This is a genomic window from Acinetobacter lwoffii, assembly GCF_029024105.1.
Taxonomy (GTDB): Bacteria; Pseudomonadota; Gammaproteobacteria; order Pseudomonadales; family Moraxellaceae; genus Acinetobacter; species Acinetobacter lwoffii.
Genome location: NZ_CP118963.1, coordinates 1,322,796 through 1,345,142 on the forward strand (window position 1 = coordinate 1,322,796; position 22,347 = coordinate 1,345,142).

At 42.9% G+C, this 22,347-nt stretch carries 22 protein-coding genes; 15 read left to right on the forward strand and 7 right to left on the reverse strand.

The features are described 5' to 3' along the window. Nucleotides 1–12: 12 nt before the first annotated feature. The 13 genes from PYW33_RS06435 to PYW33_RS06495 all read left to right on the forward strand — a co-directional run bounded on the left by PYW33_RS06435 (nucleotide 13) and on the right by PYW33_RS06495 (nucleotide 13,402). Nucleotides 13–447 (forward strand): zinc ribbon domain-containing protein, encoded by a 435-nt coding sequence (locus PYW33_RS06435; protein ID WP_004645303.1) that lies wholly within the window; start codon nucleotides 13–15, stop codon nucleotides 445–447. 61 nt (nucleotides 448–508) lie between these two features. Continuing rightward, nucleotides 509–3,283, forward strand: a complete 2,775-nt coding sequence (locus PYW33_RS06440) for a phage tail tape measure family protein (RefSeq protein ID WP_016806988.1) — start codon at nucleotides 509–511, stop codon at nucleotides 3,281–3,283. Then, the gene (locus PYW33_RS06445) at nucleotides 3,270–3,521 is read left to right on the forward strand and encodes a hypothetical protein (protein ID WP_004645300.1); all 252 of its coding nucleotides are present in this window, start codon (nucleotides 3,270–3,272) and stop codon (nucleotides 3,519–3,521) included. The genes PYW33_RS06440 and PYW33_RS06445 overlap by 14 nt, the downstream gene beginning before the upstream one ends. A gap of 53 nt (nucleotides 3,522–3,574) precedes the next feature. Further along, the gene (locus PYW33_RS06450) at nucleotides 3,575–3,919 is read left to right on the forward strand and encodes a phage tail protein (protein WP_004645299.1); all 345 of its coding nucleotides are present in this window, start codon (nucleotides 3,575–3,577) and stop codon (nucleotides 3,917–3,919) included. 51 nt (nucleotides 3,920–3,970) lie between these two features. Further along, entirely contained in the window at nucleotides 3,971–4,951 is a 981-nt protein-coding gene (locus PYW33_RS06455) for a phage tail fiber protein (RefSeq protein ID WP_004645298.1), read from the forward strand. After that, entirely contained in the window at nucleotides 4,935–5,729 is a 795-nt protein-coding gene (locus PYW33_RS06460; protein ID WP_004645296.1) for a phage minor tail protein L, read from the forward strand. The genes PYW33_RS06455 and PYW33_RS06460 overlap by 17 nt, the downstream gene beginning before the upstream one ends. 7 nt (nucleotides 5,730–5,736) lie before the next feature. Then, nucleotides 5,737–6,486, forward strand: a complete 750-nt coding sequence (locus PYW33_RS06465; protein ID WP_004645295.1) for a C40 family peptidase — start codon at nucleotides 5,737–5,739, stop codon at nucleotides 6,484–6,486. Beyond that, nucleotides 6,470–7,057: a tail assembly protein gene (locus tag PYW33_RS06470; RefSeq protein ID WP_004645294.1), complete on the forward strand. Its 588-nt coding sequence runs from the start codon at nucleotides 6,470–6,472 to the stop codon at nucleotides 7,055–7,057. The genes PYW33_RS06465 and PYW33_RS06470 overlap by 17 nt, the downstream gene beginning before the upstream one ends. Nucleotides 7,058–7,111: 54 nt before the next feature. Then, nucleotides 7,112–11,473: a TipJ family phage tail tip protein gene (locus PYW33_RS06475; RefSeq protein ID WP_004645293.1), complete on the forward strand. Its 4,362-nt coding sequence runs from the start codon at nucleotides 7,112–7,114 to the stop codon at nucleotides 11,471–11,473. Further along, a complete protein-coding gene (locus tag PYW33_RS06480; RefSeq protein ID WP_004645291.1) occupies nucleotides 11,470–12,012 on the forward strand; it encodes a DUF4376 domain-containing protein in 543 nt (180 codons plus the stop codon). The genes PYW33_RS06475 and PYW33_RS06480 overlap by 4 nt, the downstream gene beginning before the upstream one ends. Nucleotides 12,013–12,054: 42 nt before the next feature. After that, a complete protein-coding gene (locus PYW33_RS06485) occupies nucleotides 12,055–12,612 on the forward strand; it encodes a coiled-coil domain-containing protein (RefSeq protein WP_004645290.1) in 558 nt (185 codons plus the stop codon). After that, nucleotides 12,609–12,827, forward strand: a complete 219-nt coding sequence (locus tag PYW33_RS06490; RefSeq protein ID WP_004645289.1) for a DUF7940 domain-containing protein — start codon at nucleotides 12,609–12,611, stop codon at nucleotides 12,825–12,827. Before PYW33_RS06485 ends, PYW33_RS06490 begins: the two co-directional genes overlap by 4 nt. After that, a complete protein-coding gene (locus PYW33_RS06495) occupies nucleotides 12,827–13,402 on the forward strand; it encodes a lysozyme (protein ID WP_004645288.1) in 576 nt (191 codons plus the stop codon). The genes PYW33_RS06490 and PYW33_RS06495 overlap by 1 nt, the downstream gene beginning before the upstream one ends. A gap of 226 nt (nucleotides 13,403–13,628) precedes the next feature. Here the strand turns inward: PYW33_RS06495 and PYW33_RS06500 are convergent, their stop codons facing one another. Both PYW33_RS06500 and PYW33_RS06505 read right to left on the reverse strand, forming a co-directional pair. Continuing rightward, nucleotides 13,629–14,276 carry a hypothetical protein gene (locus tag PYW33_RS06500; RefSeq protein ID WP_004645287.1) on the reverse strand — a complete coding sequence of 216 codons (648 nt, stop codon included), beginning with the start codon at nucleotides 14,274–14,276 and terminating at the stop codon, nucleotides 13,629–13,631. A gap of 375 nt (nucleotides 14,277–14,651) precedes the next feature. After that, entirely contained in the window at nucleotides 14,652–15,515 is an 864-nt protein-coding gene (locus tag PYW33_RS06505; RefSeq protein ID WP_004645286.1) for an alpha/beta hydrolase family protein, read from the reverse strand. 117 nt (nucleotides 15,516–15,632) lie between these two features. Here PYW33_RS06505 and PYW33_RS06510 point away from each other — a divergent pair, with 117 nt between their 5' ends. Further along, nucleotides 15,633–16,091 (forward strand): hypothetical protein, encoded by a 459-nt coding sequence (locus PYW33_RS06510; protein WP_004645285.1) that lies wholly within the window; start codon nucleotides 15,633–15,635, stop codon nucleotides 16,089–16,091. A gap of 113 nt (nucleotides 16,092–16,204) precedes the next feature. Here the strand turns inward: PYW33_RS06510 and PYW33_RS06515 are convergent, their stop codons facing one another. After that, nucleotides 16,205–16,423: a hypothetical protein gene (locus PYW33_RS06515; RefSeq protein WP_004645284.1), complete on the reverse strand. Its 219-nt coding sequence runs from the start codon at nucleotides 16,421–16,423 to the stop codon at nucleotides 16,205–16,207. A gap of 593 nt (nucleotides 16,424–17,016) precedes the next feature. Next, nucleotides 17,017–18,303 (reverse strand): branched-chain amino acid transport system II carrier protein, encoded by a 1,287-nt coding sequence (gene brnQ, locus PYW33_RS06520; protein ID WP_004645282.1) that lies wholly within the window; start codon nucleotides 18,301–18,303, stop codon nucleotides 17,017–17,019. Nucleotides 18,304–18,653: 350 nt separating this feature from the next. Here brnQ and map point away from each other — a divergent pair, with 350 nt between their 5' ends. Continuing rightward, a complete protein-coding gene (gene map, locus PYW33_RS06525; protein ID WP_004645281.1) occupies nucleotides 18,654–19,448 on the forward strand; it encodes a type I methionyl aminopeptidase in 795 nt (264 codons plus the stop codon). A gap of 250 nt (nucleotides 19,449–19,698) precedes the next feature. On the opposite strand, the gene PYW33_RS06530 is transcribed toward map, so the two are convergent. The 3 genes from PYW33_RS06530 to PYW33_RS06540 form a co-directional block, all read right to left on the reverse strand. Next, nucleotides 19,699–20,598, reverse strand: a complete 900-nt coding sequence (locus PYW33_RS06530; RefSeq protein ID WP_004645280.1) for a LysR substrate-binding domain-containing protein — start codon at nucleotides 20,596–20,598, stop codon at nucleotides 19,699–19,701. A gap of 86 nt (nucleotides 20,599–20,684) precedes the next feature. Further along, nucleotides 20,685–21,389, reverse strand: coding sequence for an SIR2 family NAD-dependent protein deacylase (locus PYW33_RS06535; RefSeq protein WP_004645279.1), 705 nt, complete (start codon nucleotides 21,387–21,389; stop codon nucleotides 20,685–20,687). Nucleotides 21,390–21,408: 19 nt separating this feature from the next. Further along, entirely contained in the window at nucleotides 21,409–22,341 is a 933-nt protein-coding gene (locus tag PYW33_RS06540; protein ID WP_004645278.1) for an alpha/beta fold hydrolase, read from the reverse strand. Nucleotides 22,342–22,347: the final 6 nt, after the last annotated feature.

Sequence of the window (22,347 nt, forward strand, 5' to 3'; positions counted from 1 at the left end):
TCGGGGAATAACATGGCGCTTAAACCATGTAAGGAATGCGGAAACCAGATAAGCGATAAAGCTGAAAATTGTCCGCAATGTGGCGCAAAACAACCAAAGAAAACATCATTATTCACTAAAATAGTGCTTGGCTTTATTATCTTTACGGTGATTATGATAATAGTTAGTGTGAATTCTGACACACCTCCATCCGAGCCGAGCGCAGAAACTCAGAAGATGATGCAACAAGCGCAAATTCAAACAGCTTTATCTGGGATACTTAAAGATCCAGAGTCTGCCAAATATGAGTTTGTAAGCGCACAATGTGGTCAAGTTAACTCTAAAAATAGTTTTGGTGGCTATGCCGGTGCAAAACGTTTTTTAAGTGATGGTGATAACGTTTACCTTGAAGACTACAACGCATCCAAATCTGAATTTAATGATTTATGGAAAAAGCACTGCCCATAGATTAAGCCCTTAAATATAACCCCGCAAAAGCGGGGTTTTTTATTGCCCGCAGGAAAACAAAATGGCTCAAGAATCCAAATTACTCATCACAGTTGATTCCAGAAAAGCAAAAACTGAACTGGATTCGGTTGATAAGTCACTTAAGAATGTTGAAACGCAGGGGGATAAGACAGCCAAGAAATCAAAAGACCTTGGTGTGGCCTTTAAACAGGCTGGAGATTCAGCTAAATCAGCTAAAGATGGAGTCTCTAGTTTCGATGGGTCGCTTGGCGGTCTTACTAAAACTCTAGGATCAAGCAGTGCATTGCTTTCAGGTGCGGCTATTGGTATTGCTTCTATTGCAGGTGCAGCAGTAGGTTCGCTTGGCGCTTTAACTGGAATGGCATTAGCATATTCCAATAATGCAAAAGAGATTCAAAACCTTGCCACTGTAGCTGATATGGGGGTAGTAGAATTTCAGCGCATGGCTGTAGCTGCTCAACAGGTTGGTATAACACAAGAGCAACTATCAGACCAAATCAAAGATTTTAATGAAAAGCTTGGGGAGTTTGTTTTAACTGGTAAGGGTGAAGCTACAGACGCATTCGAACTGCTACAAAAGCATTCCAAAATGTCAGGCGAAGAAATTAAAAAGTTTGCCCTTGAAATGCAAAAGGCATCCGGTGGCGATGCCATGCAGATGTATGTAAATAAGCTTGAAGAGGCAGGTGTTTCACAAGAGCAAATGTCATTTTTGACTGAGAATATGGCAAATGACTTCACTAAACTTTTGCCAATATTTGCTGACAATGGTGCTGCAATTGAAGAATGGGGCAATGCTGCTGAGCGCGCTGGCTTTATTATCACGGAACAGGGTATTGAGACGGCTATTGATTTTTCAGCCCAAGCGCGGCTGCTAGAGCTTCAATTAAAGGGCATGAGCAACACCATGCTTGCTGCTGTTGTTCCCGCCCTAGTTGATATCGCTGATGCCTTCTTTCAGGATTCGGAGCAAGGCAGCACCTTCGCCCAAGTTGGAGATACTCTGGCTGTAACCCTAAAAGTATTGGCCTCTACCGCTATTGTGGTAGGCAATGCCTTCTATTTGGTTGGTGATGCCATTGGGGCTGGTGCGGCGGCTATGATGCGCTTCCTTAGTGGTGATTTTGCTGGTGCAGCGCAAATTGTTAAGGATAACTATACCAATGCTGTTGATTCGGTTGCCAACTCAATGGAAAAAATCGACAAGATTTTTACTGGAAAAACAGCTAACAATGTAAAAAACCTGAAAGTTCCACCTCCAAAAGACACCCCTAGAAAAGGCATCACCACTGGCCTTGATGACTTTACAGCAGGTGAAAAGGAAAAAACCAAGAAGGCCAAATCAGAAGGCGACAAGCGAAAACGTGAAGCTGAGCGTTTAGCTAAAGAAATCGCTCGAATTGAATATGAATATGCTACTGCCGATCAGCAGCGACGAATGAAGCTGAATGATGAAATCGAGTATCTTCAGGAAAAAGGCATGTCTAAATATATAGATGATGCCCAAGACCGATACAATCAGGAAGAAAAACTGATTCAGATGAAGTTCGAATTTGAATTGGCTGAACACCTGATGACTGAAGAGCAGAAGCTTCGGTTCTCGATGAATATTAGAGAACAGGAAATCAAGGCAGATCATGACTTAACAAAGGAGCAAAAAGCCCTTAAGAAAAGCTCGCTGGATGAGCAGTTTAAGCAGGAATTGGAACTGATTAAGCTCACCCAGGAGCAGCGAATCTTTGCAGCCAATGAATTCCAATATGCTGAAATAGACAGGATTAAAAAGCGCTATGAACTAGAGCGCAGAGAAATTGATCGAAATCGAAAACTATCAAGCGATGAGCGCCATGAGCTAATGGTTGCCTCTTATATGCGTGAAGGCCAAGACACTGCTTATGCCCAGCAAGGAGCAGCTCAAAACTTCTTGGGTGCTATTGGAGTGGACTACAGTGCAGAAGCAGCACTTCAAAATCGAATGAATGCAATCATTGAGTATCGGGAGTGGTTCACCATGTCCGAGGCTCAATTTACGGCTGAAACACTTGCTGCACAGTCGCAGTTTGAAAGGGATAAGCAGGATTTAGCTTTATCATCTTTAAATGTGCTTCTATCAGCAACATCCTCAACATGGTCAAATATGACTCAACTCGTTAAGGATGGCGCAGGTGAGCAATCAGGTGCTTATAAGGCTATGTTTGCTATGCAGCAAGCCTTTGCGATGACTTCTGCAACTGTAAGTGCTTTTCTGGCCTACAACCAAGTATTGGCAAGTCCATGGAATACAGACCTGATTAGCAAGTCTACAGCAGCAAATATTGTGCTTGGCATGGGTATGGCAGGCGTTGGGGCTATTGCAGCCCAAACCATTGCAGGCTTTGCTGAAGGAGGGTTCACTGGTTATGGCGGTAAATATGAACCGGCAGGTATCGTTCATAAGTGGGAAGGTGTTCTTACTAAAGAAGAGATGATGGCCATTGGTGGTCCACAAGGTTTCGAAGGGCTAAGAAAATCTATTAAAGATGGTAGTTATGCGAATGGTGGTATAGCAGGTATTAATGCTGCTAGAGATACCCATCGTATTGGTATGGGCACTGTGAATGCGATTAATTCGGGTAGCTCTGGTGGAAAAGCTGTCATTCAACCTAAAGTGGTTATCAATAATTACTCTTCTGAGAAAGTTGAAACTTCGACAAATCAGGATGGTGAATTAATGGTCACTATTGGTAAGATGGTTAATTCTATGGTTGATCAAAAAGTCGACCAAAGATTTTTGAAAGCTAGGCGACAAGGTGGGGAGCTTTATGGGATTAAATAAGCGGGAAGTAAAAAGCATGCAAAAGAAAGTGACATTTAAAAGCAAAGATGGGGTGGCTAAGGAGTTTATTGCAAGCATTACCGAGATTGATGCAACCCCGATAGAAGCCACAACAAGTCAATATCTTTATGCGGTAAAAAGTGTGGAGATTAATAATCAAACAGTAGGGCTGGATATGGATGATGGTTTCACAGACCCGATCTCCGGTCAGTATTTCATTGCACCTGATTTAAATTAAAAAAATAGATTAAACAAAACCTCCTTCGGGAGGTTTTTTCTTGGACGCAATTTATGAGCAACGAAAAATTTACTTTCCCATGCGATCTAGAAGGCAGCTCGGATACTCAAAACTTCAATGTGTTATCTAGCAGATTCGGTGATGGGTATGAGCAAAGCATCTCGGTTGGCATCAACAACCGAAAAGGCGAATGGGCCTATCAAAGAACTGGCTACAAGGATGAGATTATCGCAATTAAAGCCTTCTTTGATCGCCACAAGGGTGCTGACTCATTTTTATGGGATTCTCCTTTGGATGGCGAGGTGAGAGTTAAGACCAGCACTTCATACCAAGCAAGACAGGTGGGTGGCATGGTCTGGTCAATCTCGACTACATTCACCCAAGACTTTAAACCTTAACTTCAATCAATTTTATGCCCTCAATCGAGGGCTTTTTTGTGGGCGTAAATTATGGCTAAGCAAACAATCAATCAAGGCACAGCACCTACAGGTGCAGGTGGTGACACGTTCCGCTCGGGTTCGGAAAAACTACAGGCGAATGATGATGAGCTTTATGCTCAGTTGGGCGCGACTACTCAAGGAGTGTTGCCTGCTGCACTTCCAGTCAATAAGGGTGGGACGGGTGCTACGACAGCAGCAGCAGCAAGAAGTAATTTAGGTTTGGGTGCTATAGCCACCTCAAACATGAATGTATCGAAAGGAGAAGGTACAGGGTTGGATTTAGACACCCTAACTGAAAATCAATTTGTTATGTCTAAAGGAATAACTTCCTCAGTTCGTCCTTTGCCCGAAGCCGGTTTGGCGTGGGGTTATGTATTAAGTGTTTCGTCAGGCGGTAGTACGAGCGCAGATCGCGTACTTCAAATAATTGGTCATGACACAAGTAAAGATTTGTATTTTAGAAAAGGTCAATACACCACATCAAGTGTTTTGCCGTGGTACAAATTCTTGCACTCAGGGAATACCACCTCGGATAGTAATGGTTTTGTGAAAAATGCCTCACCTATCGTTCAACTTTTCGCTGATAAAATTAAACTCAACGATGAAGCGCAACAGCAGAATATTGAGTTTGAAAAGTTAGGTGTGGGTGATTATTTAATCAAAGGCTCATCAGGTTTCGCGCAAGAGGGTTGGTATATTGAAACTCCAAAAGACGCAAACGGTAATGTGTTAGTCGCAGTGGTCTATGAGCAACTTGAAAATGGCGACATTACTGTTAAGACGTATGACTACATGCTCAATAAGAAAGGGCGAATTGTAGCTGACACTGAAACGCCTGTAGACATCCCTGAAACACGTTGGATTGACTTGCGACTGCAAGAGTTGCCACCAGTTGAGTATGAGATGTCGACGTCAAAAACACCCGCAGATTTTCAGCCGACTGGCATTGCTCAAGCAGTTTCGGAGATGATGAATGGCACTGAACAGTGATTTTCAAAAACTCTATGTAGATGGCCTAATTACCCTGTTTGAACTCGATGCTCGTACTTTAGGTGCGGGCATTTTACGTTTTCACGGCCATATTTCTTATGAGGACTGGGAGCGCATTTACAGCTATATCGGCTCAAGTTCATTGCTTGGTGATGAGGCTCAATTAATTGGTGAAGTGTTTGAAAGCGCCGAATCAAAAACATGGTATCGCAACATCATCTGGCAGGGCCAGACATTCGAGCCAATGGCGCTTGAAGTGTCAGGTCTTGAGATGCGTTCAGACGGTAAAGCATCTGCACCAACATTCAGCATGGCGAATAATATTAGTGGCATTCAAAACGCAGTTTCTGCTCTTTGCTTGCAGTTTAGTGATTTTGCAGGCGCAAAGCTTAAAGTCATTACCACACTTGCCAAGTATCTTGATGCTGAAAACTTTAGTGCGGGCAATGCATCCGCTTCAAATGAAGCTAAGGAGCAGCTTTGGTACATTGAGCAAAAGACTTCCGAAAACGCCAATGCTGTAACATTTGAACTTTCAAACCCGATTGATTTCGAAGGCTTGAAGATACCAGTTCGGCAGATTTCCAATTACTGCGCATGGGAATATCGCAGTGAACAATGCGGCTATACAGGCGCAGCTATGTTTACGGACAGAGATGAACCTACTGATAACCCCGCTCTGGATAAATGCTCAAAGAGAACTAGGGGTTGTGAGTGCCATTTCGGCAAAGGCAATGTCCTGCGCATTGGTGCTTTTCCTGCCAGTTCATTATTTTAGGTGGTGTATGAAACTAACCACAAAACTTAAAAAAGCAATTCAGGCACATGCTGCTGAAGTTTACCCAGATGAATGCTGCGGTGTGATTGTAGATAAAAATTACATCCCGTGCCGCAATATTTCAGACAATAAAGATCAGTTTGAAATTCATCACGAGGATTTAGCCAGAGCTGAAGATCTGGGCGAGATTCAAGCCTATGTGCATTCACACCCCAATGCTTCTGCACGCGCATCTGAAATTGATTTAATTCAAATTGAGCTGCATGAAAAGCCATGGGTCATCTGTGCTTATCCTGATATTGAATTTCAGGTCTATGATCCATGCGGCTACAAAGCGCCTTTAGTCGGCCGCAACTACATTCACGGCATTCAAGACTGCTTTGCCATTGTTCGTGATTTCTACAAACGCGAGTTGGATATTTATATTCCAGACTATGAGCGTCAAGACTTGTGGTGGGAGTCTAAGGACAGCCCATCTCTCTATCTGGATAATTTCCAAAAGGAGGGCTTTATTGAGGTAGATCAGCCGCAGTATGGTGATGTCTTGTTGTGTCGAGTCGGACGCACTGAGCATGTGAATCATGCGCTGATCTGGTTGGGTGATAATGGCATGCTGAAATCCGAAAAAACAGAGCCTTGCATTGGTTCGGCTTTGATTCTACATCACCCGTATGGCCGTAAATCTGTGCGTGAAATCTTTGGTCCACAGTGGCAAGAACGAGTAGCAAAGGTGGTTCGATATGCTCAAAACAATTAAGTTGTACGGCATTCTAGCCAAGCGTTTCGGTAAAGAATTTCGGCTCGATGTGGAAAATACCCGTGAAGCGATGAGAGCTTTATCAGTTCAGGTGCCGGGCTTTGAGTACTTCATGCTGCATGCGCATGAACAAGGTTTAGAGTTTGCGGTTTTTCAGGATAAGCAAAATATCTCTGAAACCGAACTCGACATGAGCACCAGTGCTAAAGTGATTAAGGTTGTTCCGAAAGTAAAAGGTGCGGGTGGTGTGGTTCAAACCATTGTTGGTGCTGTATTGGTTGTAGCGGGTATTGTTGTTGGTGCAACACTTGGCTGGACAGGTGTGGCGGGTGCAGCTGCAGTTGGCTTAATTGGTGCTGGTGCCGGCATGATGGTCGGTGGTATTGCAATGATGCTAATGCCTAAGATTGAAAACCAAGACCAAAACCAAGACGGAAACAAGGCCAATAAAGGCTTTGGTGGTGCGGTTACAACCATTGCACAAGGCAATCCAGTGCCAGTGCTTTATGGTCAGCGCGAAGTTGGTGGATTTATCGCAAGTGCCGGACAGTATCCCGAAGACTTGATGTAAATAACAGGAATATACAGGCGCATACAGCGCCTTTTTTATTGTCTGAGGATAAGTATGAATGCAGTAATTAAAGGCGCAAAAGCAGGTGAGGGTAAGGCAAGAAAAGCGGTCATTGCACCTGACTCAGCTCAGTCGAAAACCTATATAAAAATTCTATATGGCTTGTCTGAGGGAGAAGTGGAAGGTTTAGCCAACGGCTTGCAGTCAGTTTATCTGGAAGAAACACCGCTACAGAATCCGGCTGGTGGTTGGAACTTTGAGGATGTTCAGGCTGACTTTCGCCACGGTACCAATGATCAGGCTCACATCGAAGGCTTTCCGGATATCTCATCTGAAACTGCAATCAATGTTGAATTAAAGTCTGATACGCCTTGGGTTCGCTCACTTACCAATACTGATCTGGATGCAATCCGTTTGCGCTTTAAGTGGGGGCCATTGCGTCAGCAGAATGCTGATAATGGCGATGTAAAAGGCATCGTCATTCAGTATGCGATTGATCTACAAACTGATGGTGGCACATGGACTGAAGTTCTAAATACTCAAATCGCTGATAAAACTTCGGCAAATTATGAGCGTTCACATCGAATTGATTTACCAAAGGCAGATACAGGCTGGACAGTTCGTGTGCGTCGAATCACACCTAACTCAACATCTGAATACATCAGTGACAAGATGTATGTGGATGCATTGACTGAGGTAATCGATCTAAAACTCAGTTATCCGAATACCGCTTTGCTTGGCCTTCAATATGATGCCGAAACCTTTTCTAATGTGGCAAAAGTCGCGGTTGATTTAAAAGGTATCAAGCTTCAGGTTCCATCAAATTATGATCCGGTTGCACGCACTTATGCCGGGATGTGGGACGGCACTTTTAAGCGCGCCTATACCAATAATCCAGCCTGGATCTATTACGATATCTGCACCGCAAAACGCTATGCTCTGGGTGATCGATTAACGTCTACAATGTTGGATAAATGGTCTTTATATCGCCTTGCACAGTATTGCGACCAGATGGTGGATGATGGCAAAGGCGGAAAAGAGCCACGTTTTACCTGCAACGTCTATCTACAATCCACAGAAGATGCTTATACCATTTTGAGCAAGTTGGCAGGTGTATTCCGTGCAATCTCTTATTGGGATGGCAATTCAATTGTCTGTGATGCTGATATTCCGCAAGATACATACTTCACTTATACCCGCGCCAATGTCATTGATGGGAATTTTGAGTATGTTGGTAGTAGAGCAAAAGACCGTCACACTGTAGCGAAAGTAGCTTGGGATAATCCTGCAAATCACTACAAGACCGAATATGTTTATGTGCGTGATGAGAAAGCAATCGCCAGTCCGCTTGGTGTGCGTATCGTTGAGATTGATGCATGGGGTTGTACGAGTGAGGGGCAAGCGCAACGTGCAGGTCTTTGGGCGTTAAAGTCTGAGCAACTGGAAACTCGCACTGTATCTTTTAAAGTCGGTCTTGATGGTTATATCCCACAACCAGGTAAAGTGATTGAAATCGCAGACGAGCTTTTTGCAGGCCGTGCCAATGGTGGTCGTATTTCTGCTGTGAGTGCCGACCGTAAAATTATCACTTTAGATCGTGACGATGTGGTGTGCCGTGCGGGTGATCGACTGGTTGTAAACGGTGAAAACGGAAAAGCACAAGCTCGAATCGTATCGTCCGTAAGTGGTCGCAATATCACAGTTACAGTGGCGTTTGACTCTGTTGCAGCGGAAAATGTCTGGGTCGTTGATGCGCAAGATTTGAAAACCATGAAGTTTCGCGTCATGAGTATTACTCAAGACGACAAGCATCAGTTTTCAATCACTGGCTTGCAATATGAATCAGCCAAATATAATGCAATCGATTTCGGTGCTTTTATTGATGAGCGTCCAATTTCCATCATTAATCCAACAATTCAGGCACCCGTAGAGTCTGTATCAATCACTTCTGAAACTATGGTGCAGCAAGGCTTATCCATTGAAACTATGGCTATCTCATGGCCTCAAGCTCAAGGCGCAACCAAGTATCAGGTGGAATGGCGCAAGGATGATGGCACCTGGATTAAGTTGCCGATTACGGGTAGCAATTCTATTGAAGTGCAGGGCATTTATGCGGGTAATTACGAAGCGCGTGTGACAGCAATTTCAGCCTTTGATATTGCTTCCTTGCCAACGTATTCCATACTGACTGCACTGACTGGAAAACAAGGCTTGCCGCCTGCTTTAGCCAACATTGCAGCGACAGGCATCTTGTTTGGTTATCGCTTAGATTGGAATTTTCCTGCGGTTGGTGCGCTTGATACTGCTTATACGGAAATTGAAATTTCAAGCACAGCAAATGGTGCTAATGCAGCAACGCTTGGCTTATTTGCTTATCCAACAACTGTGCATGAAATTCAAGGCATGCAGCCGAATTTAACCCGCTGGTTCCGTGGTCGTTTGATTGACCGGATCGGAAACATTGGTCCATGGTCTGCACGTGTTAGTGCTACAACATCTGCGGATGCGTCAGCTGTACTCGATATTTTATCGAGGAAAATTACTGAGACTCAACTTCATCAAGACTTGCAAACCAAGATTGATAAGATCGACACGATTGCAGGCCTTGATGGTGATATTGGCAATTTAATCGATAATATTACTGCGGTACAAACTCAGGCAGATCAGCTAAATACTGCATTAAATCAGGAAACCCGTCAACGCATCTCGGCAGTGCAGGATCTGGATGATGGTTTAACGCAAGAGATTGAGGATCGCCAGACTGGTGATACTGCTAACCTGAACGCTTTGAATAACTACAAGAGCAGCAATGATCAGGCACTTGCAAATGTTCAGCAACAGGTAAACACAGCGGTAACCGCGACATCTGCAAATACACAAGCGGTTCAGGCGCTGGATAGCCGTGTAACTACAGCAGAGGGCAATGCAAATACTGCAAAAACCAATGCAGCTACCGCATTAACCAAGGCTGAAACCGCAACGACTCAGGCTGGATCAGCAGCAAGTCTAGCCAGTCAGGCCAGTGCAATTGCAAATCAGGCAGCCGATACAGCAGACACAGCAAATCAAACCGCTGCAACTGCCTTATCTACTGCGAATGTTGCTGCAACTCAATCGGGTGCCAATGCAACACGACTTGATGCGATTACATTGGAGTTAGGTGATAAGGCAACCACAGGTGCTCTATCGCAAACCAATGCCAAGGTTGCTGAGCATGAAGGGAAAATCAGCGCCAACACCACAAAGATTGATGGCGTATATGCACAGGTTAATCCGAAGTTAATTGGCTCAACTGAAGACCTGATTGGCTCAACCGAAGGCTTTGCGGGTGTCTGGTCTATTCAATCAGCATTGATTGAAGGTGATATGGCTCAGGCACAAAGAACCGATCAAGTTCTTGCAACGATTAGCGGAAATGATGCTTTATACAAGCAACAAATCAAAGCGAATGCTGATGCTGTTTCTGCAAACGTGAAAGCAACCACCACGCTTCAATCAACAGTTGGCCAAAACACCGCATCAATTCAGGAGGTCAGCCAGTCAGTAAATGGTCTTTATGCCCAGAAGTACATCAAACTCGACGTAAATGGAAAGGTCGCAGGTTGGGGCGGTGCTAACGATGGCAAAGAATCTAATTTCATTTTGAACTTTGATTCATTTGCGATTGGTTCTGGCAATAGCACAGGCTATTACCCATTTATATTCCGCAATACGCCATTCACTGATCCGGTGACGGGCACAGTGTTTCCTGTGTCCGCTTACTTAAAATCAGCAATGATGGACTATCAGTCTGTCAAAACTTCGCATATTGAAGATTTGGCAGTTAAGACTGCAAAGATTGATGATTTGGCGGTGACGACTGCGAAGATTGGTGATCTTCAGGTTGATACGCTTAAGATTAAAGACAATGCTGTTACGGTGCCGGTTGGTATTTTAATGCCAAGGCGCACGGCAAGCCCAACAAACTCAACAGCAAGCTCAAGTCAAGAGGCAAATATAGATGCAGTTGCTGCCGCTATAGGTGATCTTGCATCAATTAGTGTAACTCGGTCTGGCGGGAAGGTCAGGGTTGACGCAGGGGTTGTTGTCTCGGACATACGTGTCGGGGCTTATCCAGCGAACAATAATGATGGTGATTTTATTTATTTGTCGCTTGTATTGCTTAGAAATGGGGAGGTTGTTGCTAGGTATAAGTTTACAGAAGCGGCAATTGCATTATCAACTAAGACGTTTGACGGGTCGTATGTTATGCCTCCCTACATAGATAGTGCTGGGACAGGGCTAACAACGTATACATTGCGGATTGGATTTGCTATTGAAAAGGTAGGTGCGGTTGCCAATGTGCTGACCCCTCCAGTCTCTAGAACATCATATATTCAGTCCGCCTCACTTGCGCTTTTAGAGCTAAAGAAATGACCACTATTATTACACGGTATGGCAAACCCTTATTTAGCATACACGGGGATGCTGAAACTATTAAATTAAACACACCTGAAGATTGTGTGGCGGTTGACGACCCTCCATCTGCAAACATGCAGTACAAAGATAGTGAATGGATGGACCTGCCACCCAAACCATCAGATTTTTATCAATTTAACTATGAAGTAGGGGAGTGGATCGACCCCCGCACCATCGACGAAATCAAAGCCCAGAAATGGGCCGAGATTAAATCTGGGCGAGACAGTCTTGAGTTTAGCGGTTTTGAATTTGAGGGTAATATTTACGACTCAGATCAGGTTTCTCAAGGTCGAATTATGGGCGCGGCTGCTGCCGGGATAGATCAAGTCTGGACTTTAGCTGACAACACTACAGTTGAGTTAAGCGCATCACAGTTGCAGCAACTCTATGCCGCATTGCAAGCGCATATTGCAAACGCTCATGAACGTGGGCGTATCGCAAGGCAGTTAATCCATGAAGCCGAAACCAAAGAGCAGGTTGAAGCAATTAATTTATAGCACCTCCGGGTGCTTTTTTATTACCAAAATTTAGGGGGCGCAATGTCAAATGACTATTCATCTGACCCACCAGTAGCAACAGCAGGGCAGCTTCTTGCCATCTCAGACAAGATTAATGACATATCTAAAAGTATGGATAAGTTAGCTGAAATGCCCCAAAAGCTCGACCGTATGAATATGCAGTTAGAGCAACTCAATAAAGAGCATCAGCAGACCCGTAATGACTTAAATCAGACTCGGGACAATCTGCAAGATGATCTGGATCGAGCCAAGTCAAACTTTAAAAGCGAGATTAAGCAGGTTCGAAATGAGATCGATCCGAAGTTTAAAGAGATGGATATGCAGATCAGGGTGCTACATGAAAGCAAAACAAAGATTGATAACACCACAAGCCTTGTACGCTTTGGTGGCATTTTCTTAGCTGGCTTGTTTGTTGTTGCCTGGAATACGCAGACGAGCAAAACAGACACGGTAAACACTCAAGCCATGACCAACAGCCAATCCATCCAAGTTCTTGAAAAACAATCCGACCAACTTTTAAGAACAGTTGAAGAAATCCGCAACAAACTTTATGAACGAAATATGAGAGAGGAAAAATGAAATTCATCCCCGAAAATGTCTGGAAATATTTATCTGTAAAGCTCCCAATTATCGGAGCTTTTTTATTGGGTGTGCTGCCTGTTTTAATTCAGGAAGGCATCAATACGCAGCTTATCCCTGCTGAATACCATGCTATTTTGCTTTCTGTAGTTTTACCGGCACTAGCATACGTTGGCCGTAAGATTGCGCAGCCTAAAGTTAAGGGTGGTCCATAATGAAACACATTTTTGATTTCTTGCGAAAGATTAGTGGCGGCAAACTCACCCAGAAGCAGGTTGATGCTGCAGATAATCTGATTGCAACTGCCTATGACGATCTGAACGATGTATTAGGTATCGCCACAGATGAAATGCATGTGAGTCCAAGTGGAGTCGATTTGATCTGCAATTTTGAAGGTCTGCGACTGAAAGCCTATGATGATGGCGTAGGTGTATGGACTATTGGTTTCGGCACCACAAAATACCCAAATGGTATTCGTGTCAAAAAAGGGGATACCTGCACACTGGATCAAGCCAAAGCTTATATGCAGAACGATCTGAAATCATTTGAGCAGACTGTAAATAATACGGTCAAAGTTCCACTCAATCAGAATCAGTTCGATGCTTTAGTTTCACTGGCCTACAACATTGGATCAACTGCATTCAAAAATTCCACTTTGGTCAAACGATTGAATGAAGGAAATTATAAAGCTGCAGCCAATCAGTTTGATGTATGGGTGAATGCCGGTGGCAAGCGCATGCAAGGTCTGGTCAATCGCCGGGCTGCTGAAAAGGCCTTATTCTTAAAATGAAGTTATTTGCTTTATTGCTGTGCCTCCTCTTATCGGGTTGCACAGCTCATTCGATTACGACGAATGTGAATGTGGGGATATGTGTGAAGGCTCTTTAAGTGAGGGCTTTTTTATTTAAATAAATCATCATTATTGCGGATGTGTAAAGATTCTCAGATATAATTGCATAGCTCATTCAATGGTGATTAATGCAAATTTAGGAAGATATTTGAATACCCTATATCGCCTAATCTAGATCTATCAATTCACAATACTCTCTTAACTCTGGAATTCTCAATATTTGGGGTGTTAGTTTTGTATGGTCAGGAACGTTCCATATTGCTCTAATTTCATTTTGATAGGAAAAACTTTCGTCTTTGAATAACATTGGATTTTGGCCATAATTAATATGATTCCATTCTTCTTCTTTTGTCATATATTTTATTTTGTCAAAATAAACCAATTTTGCATTGTGTGTTTGTTTTAACTTGGTACTGATTAATTTTATAAATTTATCTGGATGCGTGATAACCACCCCAGCATCATATTTAAATTTCTCTAAAACAAGAGGCGTATGCTCAAATGAGGCACAAAATACTAAGTGGTTATTGCTTGAAACCTCTTTAGTAAACATGGGGGAATCACCCTCCATAATTAGAACCCCCTCTCCGAAGAGTCTCCCTCCAAGATAATTATTCAAAATTCTGTGAGTCGCAGGGTCTCTGGATGCTAAATCTAACCTCTTTACACTCACATTTACATTTTTAAGACCTTCCTTGTTATCTTGAATCCCTTCTTCATATTTGCTATCCCTATACTCATGTAGCGTTCCTATCCTAATAATCCCTTTATTAAGGAGCTTATCAATATGAGCTTTTTTCGAATATTTAAACATTTCTTTTAATTTCCCCCTTAAGGTATATCTTATACTTTATGCCAAACTCTGCTCAGAATCTTTCCTGAAAAACTTCTTTTTCATACTATATGCATTATGTAGAAGTAGGTTTATATTTTTAGAAGAACAAATGCTTTCTGAACTCATGTAAAATAGATGATATAATCAGCACTAACAAGTAGTTGTTGCTTGTGGATAACTTCTTAATTACGCCAGTTTTTCGCCCATTAATCATAAGTATTTGTTTTTAGACAATAAAAAGCCCCATGGTTAGGGGCTAGTCGTATATAGGTCAAGCCCATATACTGTAAGAGGCTCATCTCAAACTGCGTGTATTAGAACACAGCAGCCTGAAAATAACCATCTAAATCTGATTTAAACAGCCAATTGCTGTTCAATCACCGGCCATAAATTCTGATGCGACTTTTTAAACATCAGCATATGACCAATGTTTTTATACGCATAACTTTTAGGTCTAAGTTCAATTATCTGGGTTTTTGCGTTTGGATATAAACGTAGTAAATCTTTCACATTGGCTTCGGTGGCAATTTCATCATCCGATGACCAGATTGAGGTAATCGGGCAGGTGACTTGAGCATGATAATCATGGGATGGTGCAATATTTTTACCAATCGCGTTGATTACATAACCCGGTTTACTACAGAACTGCGCCCATTCGCGAGCTACATCTTTCGGCAGGTTTTCACCCATACCAATCGCTTGAGTCGGGCCATAGCCTTTAGTGAAGCGTGCCAGTGGGAAAATGACATTAAACATCACTGGCGCAAGTAACTTGGTTTTGCCTTTGAGTCCTTTCACATGTCCGGTAGAGCCAGAGACAGCCACCACTTTTGCGACTTTATGATGATTTGGTACGATTCCTAAAAGCTGACCACCGGCACTATGTCCAAGTAGTATCACTTTTTCTGCATTAGTACGCGTTGATAAAGCATCTATTGCGGCCGGTATATCCAGTTGACCCCATTGCACAATACTGGCTTTTGAATTTTTCAACGGGCCATGTAGTGAATCACCAATCCCCCGGAAATCAAAGACCATAACCGCATAGCCTTGCGCTTGTAACCACACACAAAACTGATGATAAAACTGTTTAGTAATGCCAGTTGCCGGGCAGACTAATACTGGAAGTTTGTCAGTTTCAGAAATAGCTGCATAAAAACGTGCACTTAAGCGATAGCCATCTTGGCACTGGAGAGTCAATGTTTCAAATTCAGACATACGTTACACTATGATTTTTATCATCCCATGAAGCTTTTACTGTATAGATTTTTAGCAGGGTAGGTCGGGGAAAACATGACTTTAAAGTCAGTCAAATAATAAACATGGAATGATCTTATGCAGCTAATGGAACTTGAGCTGGCCGTTAAAATCGGCATTATTTTTAGTGGAATCTTCTTGTGGATCGGGATGTTGACCGGTGTCTGGAAATATTGGCAGATTCGTCAATCGCCTCAGTCACGTGCACATTATTATGTCGATATTGCCCATCGTAGCAGCCTGCTTTATGCACCTGCGACCTTAATTCTGGCAGTATTGGCCTATTGTTCAGTATTGCCGAGTAGGGTGAATCTGATTTGCGTACTCATTAATATAATATTTTTCAGCTTCTCGATTGCCGCTTATATGTTGCATGGTTTCCTGCAAGATACGACGAATCAGTTTAAACAGCCGCATCAACTGGGTAAATTTCATTTGCCTGGAAGTTTAATGACTTTCGCCATGCTGGGTTTAATTGTTGCAGAATTGGGCGGGACAGGGATTTTGCTCTATGGAGCATTTGCGGGATTATTTTAATCTTCTTTTTATAGTTATTCTGAAAGGATGCTGGAATGATTGAAAATTAAAACACTTTTTTCACCAGATGGATGACTGGCCATATCATCCATCTGGGCTAATTTAAAATTTGATTATCGGTATTTCTGGTCTATGGCAGCCCATAGGAAAAATGCAGCTGAGACAATCAGTGCATAGCCAAAGTATTCAAGTTTTAAATTACCTTGAATTAAGCAATGAACGGTTAAAGTCAGCATGAGTGCAAAAGTGGTGCATATAAATGTCACCAGATTGGTGTTGTTGGCTTTAAGAGCGTCAATGAAGACTTGCTTGTTGAAATGTAATGATAACATCTCCATCCCTCCCATTTATTTATGTTATTGAAGATTAAAGCAGATTTAATCAGTCAGAATTGAATATATAGTTGTACTGTTTAATTTGGGCCTTTGCAACTGCCGTGGCAGGCTTTTACAGTCAAAATGGCCATCTTTAGTCGTATAACTACATAATCACTTGATTAGGCAAGAATTATATTTTCAGATTTCACCTCCAGTTAATTTTGGAAATAAGATGTAGTCATCATTTAATTAATGCGACCAGATAGAAAATGCAAATTTTACGCCAAAGATATGTAGGGTTAATCAATACTTTGTAAGTCTGCGTATGACTCGGAAGGGAACTTGGTTTAAGTTGGCAACAATAAGTATCTAACATCAGAAAATCAAAAGTTCTGTTTATATTTATATAAAAAATAAAATAATTAAAGTGCGATCTTATTTATAGAAACGATTTTTTATAGAAAATCTTAGTATCAAGATTTACAGCGGTGATTTGATGTCATCATTAAGAAACAATAAATGTCCGTTTGGATAAAACCTGACAATTATTGATCACGCTCAAACCGGATTTTGGGTAAAAATACGATTTTTCAGACATCCTAGAAGTTTTAGTTTCTAATACGGTCAATCACAGCTGTAATCAGCAATACAATCATGGACGGGATAAACCAGGCCAGATTCTGATCTGATAGAGGTAAATTTTGCAGTAATGCAGGCAATTCAAAACCAGCGACTTTTAATCCATCAAAAATACCAAAGATCAAGGCCACCAGGGTCACTGGCGCAATCACATGAGATGGTTTCTTGAAGAAGCTTGCACAGAAGCTCAGCATAATGACGCTAATGGCAGGCGGATAAATCGCACTTAAGACTGGAACCGAAACAGCGATCAGTTTGGTTAAACCCAGATTTGAAATCACCAGTGAGAAGCCCACCAGAATAAATACAAAGATCTTGTACGGAATTTTGGTCAAGCTGGAAAAATACTCAGCGCAGGCACAGGTCAGACCAATTGCAGTGACCATACAGGCAATAAAAATCATGCCGGACAGGAAGTAAGCACCCATATCGCCAAAAGCATGTTGTACATATGCATGCAGGATAATGGCACCATTGGCTGCATTTGGTGCAATCTCATGGCTACCTAGTCCAAGTTTAAACAGACTTAAATACACCAGAGTTAAACCAATACCAGAAATAATGCCGGCATTCACTGCATATTTGGTAATCAGTTTTTTATCGGTTACACCACGTGAAGTAATGGCTTTAACAATCACAATACCGAAAACTAAAGCGCCCAAAGTATCCATGGTTAAATAACCATTTACGAAGCCTTCAGTCACTGGACTGGTAACGTAATTATCGATCGCTGCAGGCGGATTGCTGGCAGGAATCATCACGGCTGCTACACCCAAAATGATCAAAGAAATAATTTTAAGTGGCGACAGGAAATAGCCGACGGTATCCAGAATCTTATTGGGATATAAGGACACGATGGTCACCACAGCAAAATAGATGATGCTGTAAATGAGCAGGCTGCCAGATTCATTACCAAAGTAAGATGAAAAACCGATTTCATAAGAAACGGTTGCGGTACGCGGCGTCGCAAATAAAGGGCCAACAGCTAAGTAACAGATTACAGTCAGCAAGATGCTGGCTGCTTTGCCAAGAGGCGAGCTTAGTGCCTGAATGGAACCTTCAACGCGAGACAACGCAATAATGGTAATCACGGGTAAGCCGACTGCTGTAATAAGGAAACCTAAAGCAGCGAGCCATACGTGTTCACCGGCTTGTTGAGCCACAATCGGTGGGAAGATAATGTTGCCCGCACCAATAAATAGTGCAAAGGTCATAAAACCTAGGGCGACAATATCCCGGGTACGCAGACTTGTCATAAAGGGAGATCAATAGAACAAAAGAAAGCGATTTTAGTGTATATGTCCAATTTTTTGGAGTTTATTTTAAGGCTGGAAGCCTTGATTCTAGTGAGTTTGCGGATCACATAACCGGTCATTCAAATCTTGGTAGAAATATATGTTTGATAATTCGCTGAAAAATATATTTTTCCTTACAAGCTCAAAAAATATCTGCACTTGATATCAAAATATGTCAGTTATTGTTTGTACAAATAAACAGCAGTGAAAATTCCTATTTCAAGGAAAATTGCTGTGCCGAAACTCAACAACTGCGACATATTTCGCAAAAAAGGGATTATAATTCAGGGATTCATAGTGAGGATAGGTATATGCGCGCTCCAGCGATTAGTCTTAAAACTGAGCAAGATGTTGAAAAATTGCGGATATCTGGGCGTTTGGCTGCAGAGGTTTTAGCGATGATCGGGGAGCATGTCAAGCCAGGTGTCACCACTGAATATCTGGATGATCTCTGTCATGATTTTATTGTAAATACATTAAAGGTGACGCCAGCCAATATTGGCTATTATGGCTATACTAAAACCACCTGTATTTCACCGAATGAAGTGGTTTGTCACGGCATTCCATCATCGAAAGTCGTTCTGCAGGATGGCGATATTATCAATATTGATGTTGCCATTATTAAAGACGGTTATTTTGGTGATACAAGCCGGATGTACTATGTTGGAACTCCTTCTCCAGAAGCCAAGCGACTGGTCAATACCACCTATGAAGCCATGGTGGCCGGGATTCATGCGGTGAAGCCGGGCGCGACTCTAGGTGATATCGGCTATGCGATTCAAACGGTCGCACAGCGTGAAGGCTATTCCATCGTGCGCGAATATTGCGGTCACGGCATCGGTAAGGTCTATCACGAGCAGCCAAACATTCTGCATTACGGTCAGCCAGGTCAGGGCATTAAACTGGTTCCAGGCATGGTGTTTACCATTGAGCCGATGGTGAATATGGGAAAAGCCCGCGTCAAAGAGCTGAAAGATGGCTGGACTGTAGTCACCACGGATAAATCCTGGTCGGCGCAATGGGAACATATGGTCTATGTCACCGAAACCGGGTTTGAAGTCTTGTCGCCTTGGCCTGAAGGCACAGGTGAGTATCCGGAAATTTAAAATATTGATTGAATGATCTTTATTCAGATAATCCACTTACATAAATTACAACTCACTCGTTCTTGCTGACGAAAACATACAAAACACTACATTAAACAGTGGTTTAGGATTTTATATCTGATTAAACTAAGAGTCAGATACATAGGTTCCCTTTTTTTCGCTCACTATGCTGTAGTGAAAGTTTCTCTAGCTCATTTTTCCCCAAGAATGAGCTATTTTTTTTGTCTAGTTTTTCTCAAAAGTACTTCATTTAGCGCCGATTTAATTCAGCGACCAGATAATCAATAAAGACCCTTACTGCAGGTAATAAGCCGCGACGTGAAGGATAAACCACATGGAAAATACCATGCGGTGCTTTCCAGTCAGGAAGCACTCGAACCAGTTCACCACTTGCCACGTACTGCTCGACCACGTTATCTGGCAACAAAGTGACGCCTGAGCCTGACGCGGCCAGTTGTGCCAGCATATTTAAGTCAGAACCCATAACCGTTGGACTGACACGAATTTTTTTTTGTTCCTGCTGTTCATTTTGTAAGGTTAGAAACTGTTCGGTATGGTCTTCGGCCATACTCAGGATTTTATGTTCAGCCAGTTGCTCTGGGTTTTTTAGTTCACCAAATTCATTTAAATAACCCTGACTGGCGAATAAATGCTGCTCAATTTTTTCAAACTGGCGGATCACCAGATTTGGGTCATCATCCAGGCTGGAACGGACACGTAAGGCCAGATCAAAGCCTTCATTGATAATATCGACCCGGCGATTGGTGATCATCATCTGGACTTTAATTTCAGGATATTTTTTCAAAAAATCCGGCAGAATTTTTGCCAGTTCGTTCTGGGCAATAGAGACTGGCAGACTGACTTTAATGGTTCCGCGCGGTTCGGTACTCAGATGGTCCACCAGATCATGCGCCGCCTGTGCAGCACTCAGCATAACTTGGGCATGCCGGTAAATATTCATACCGATATCGGTGACGGCAAAATGACGCGAACTGCGCTGAATCAGACGTACACCCAGGCGCTCTTCCAGATTAAACACCCGACGGCTGAGTTTGGATTTGGGAATATCGGTTGCACGTTCGGCTGCACTAAAGCCGCCATGTTCCACCACCTGAGCGAAACAGTAAAAGTCATCCAGATCAGACAGCATGGTTTAATTCCATTCTTGCAACGATAAGTTGATTAAAAATTGATTGTTGCATACTGTCAATCAGAGAATGCAGCATATAAAAAAATCTAATTCCCGGATTTAAGTAAACCTAGCAGTGTTTGCATGCCGTCGGTCGCGTTTTGGGAGATCTTGTAAAACTGTCCAGGTAAATGCTGCTGCTCGGCTTTCGGGTCGATGTAATAGGCCTGACAGTTCGCAGGAATCTCATGAATTAACCCGGCAACTGGATAAACCTGCAAGCTGGTGCCAATCACCACGAAAATATTGGCATCCTGTACACTGTCTTGAGCTTCTTCATACGCGGGCACGGCTTCACCAAACCAGACCACATGCGGACGTAACGGATAGCCTGCCTTACAAAAGTGTTGATTTAAATCTAATTCAGCACTTTCAATTGGATAAAACTCGGTCGTGCTTTGTGCATCGGGGCCTGAGCTTTTGGCCAGACGAATATTGCCATGTAAATGGATCACCTTGGAGCTGCCGGCACGTTCATGCAAGTCATCAATATTCTGGGTGATTACATGCACATCAAACTCATCTTCAAGATTGGCAATCACTTGATGGGCTGCATTCGGCTGTGCTTTCAGAATATTTTTACGACGTGCATTATAAAAGCGTTGCACCAGTTGCGGATTTTTGGCCCAGGCTTCAGGTGTGGCAACCTCTTCAATCCGGTATTGTTCCCAAAGTCCATTACTGTCGCGAAAAGTATTAATGCCACTTTCGGCGCTCATGCCTGCACCGGAAAAGACCACCAGTTTCTTCATTGTTCTATCTCCTGAATCTTTAGGCAGCTGAAGTGCTAGATTGCGAATTTTCTTTTAAGAAGATGCCAAGTTCTCGGGAAAATTTTAGCGGTTCAGTCAGTAAAGGTGTATGGCCGGATTTGCTGAAAAGTATCTGTTTGGCCTGAGGCAGGCTTTCTGCAATCAGGCGCTGACCTTCAAAAGGATATAGCTTGGATTGTACGCCGCTAAAGAAAGTCACCGAACAGCTGAGCTGGGCCAATGCCTCTCGGTAATCCTCACGATGGTATAAATAATTGTTGATATACCACGCCATATAATCCACCCGGCTGGAAGGCATTAACAGACTTTGCAGGCGAGGTTGATTCAAAATGAATTCGAAAGCTTTCAGACTATATTTTTGTTGATTTTGTAGCTGAATAAACTTTAGCCATAGGGCGGCAATTTGTTTACGGACAGAAACGTCAAGATCACGGATCAATTCAACTTGCTGATATTGCGTAAGTAGGACAGAGAGCTGCTGCAGGATGTCGATAAATTCCTGATAACGTGGACCAAAAAGACCAAAATCCCAGGCATCATCGACCGGAATTTTGGGAGTCTGATCAATGTGCAAATAAGCAGAAATCTGACTGGCAAAGTTGTCATAATGCATGCCGTGCATTGCGGTGGTTGCACCCATGGAATAGGCAATGACGATGACTTGATCTAATTCTAGCTGGGTCAGAACTGAACGCACATCCAGCCAGTGACTGGAAATTGCATCGAGATCTTGCGGAATTTTACAGCGACTGGAAGCCCCAAAGCCGCGCCATTCTGGAATAATGAAACAGAAATTTTTCTGATGCGGATAGAGAAAAGCTTTCCATTGCCAGCTCAGCATGCCAAGTCCAGAGAGTACCAGTACCGGCTGTCCCCGACCGTATTCGCGTACAAACAGCTGTTCACCATCGGGCATGCGATAAAAGGGCATGTGTGT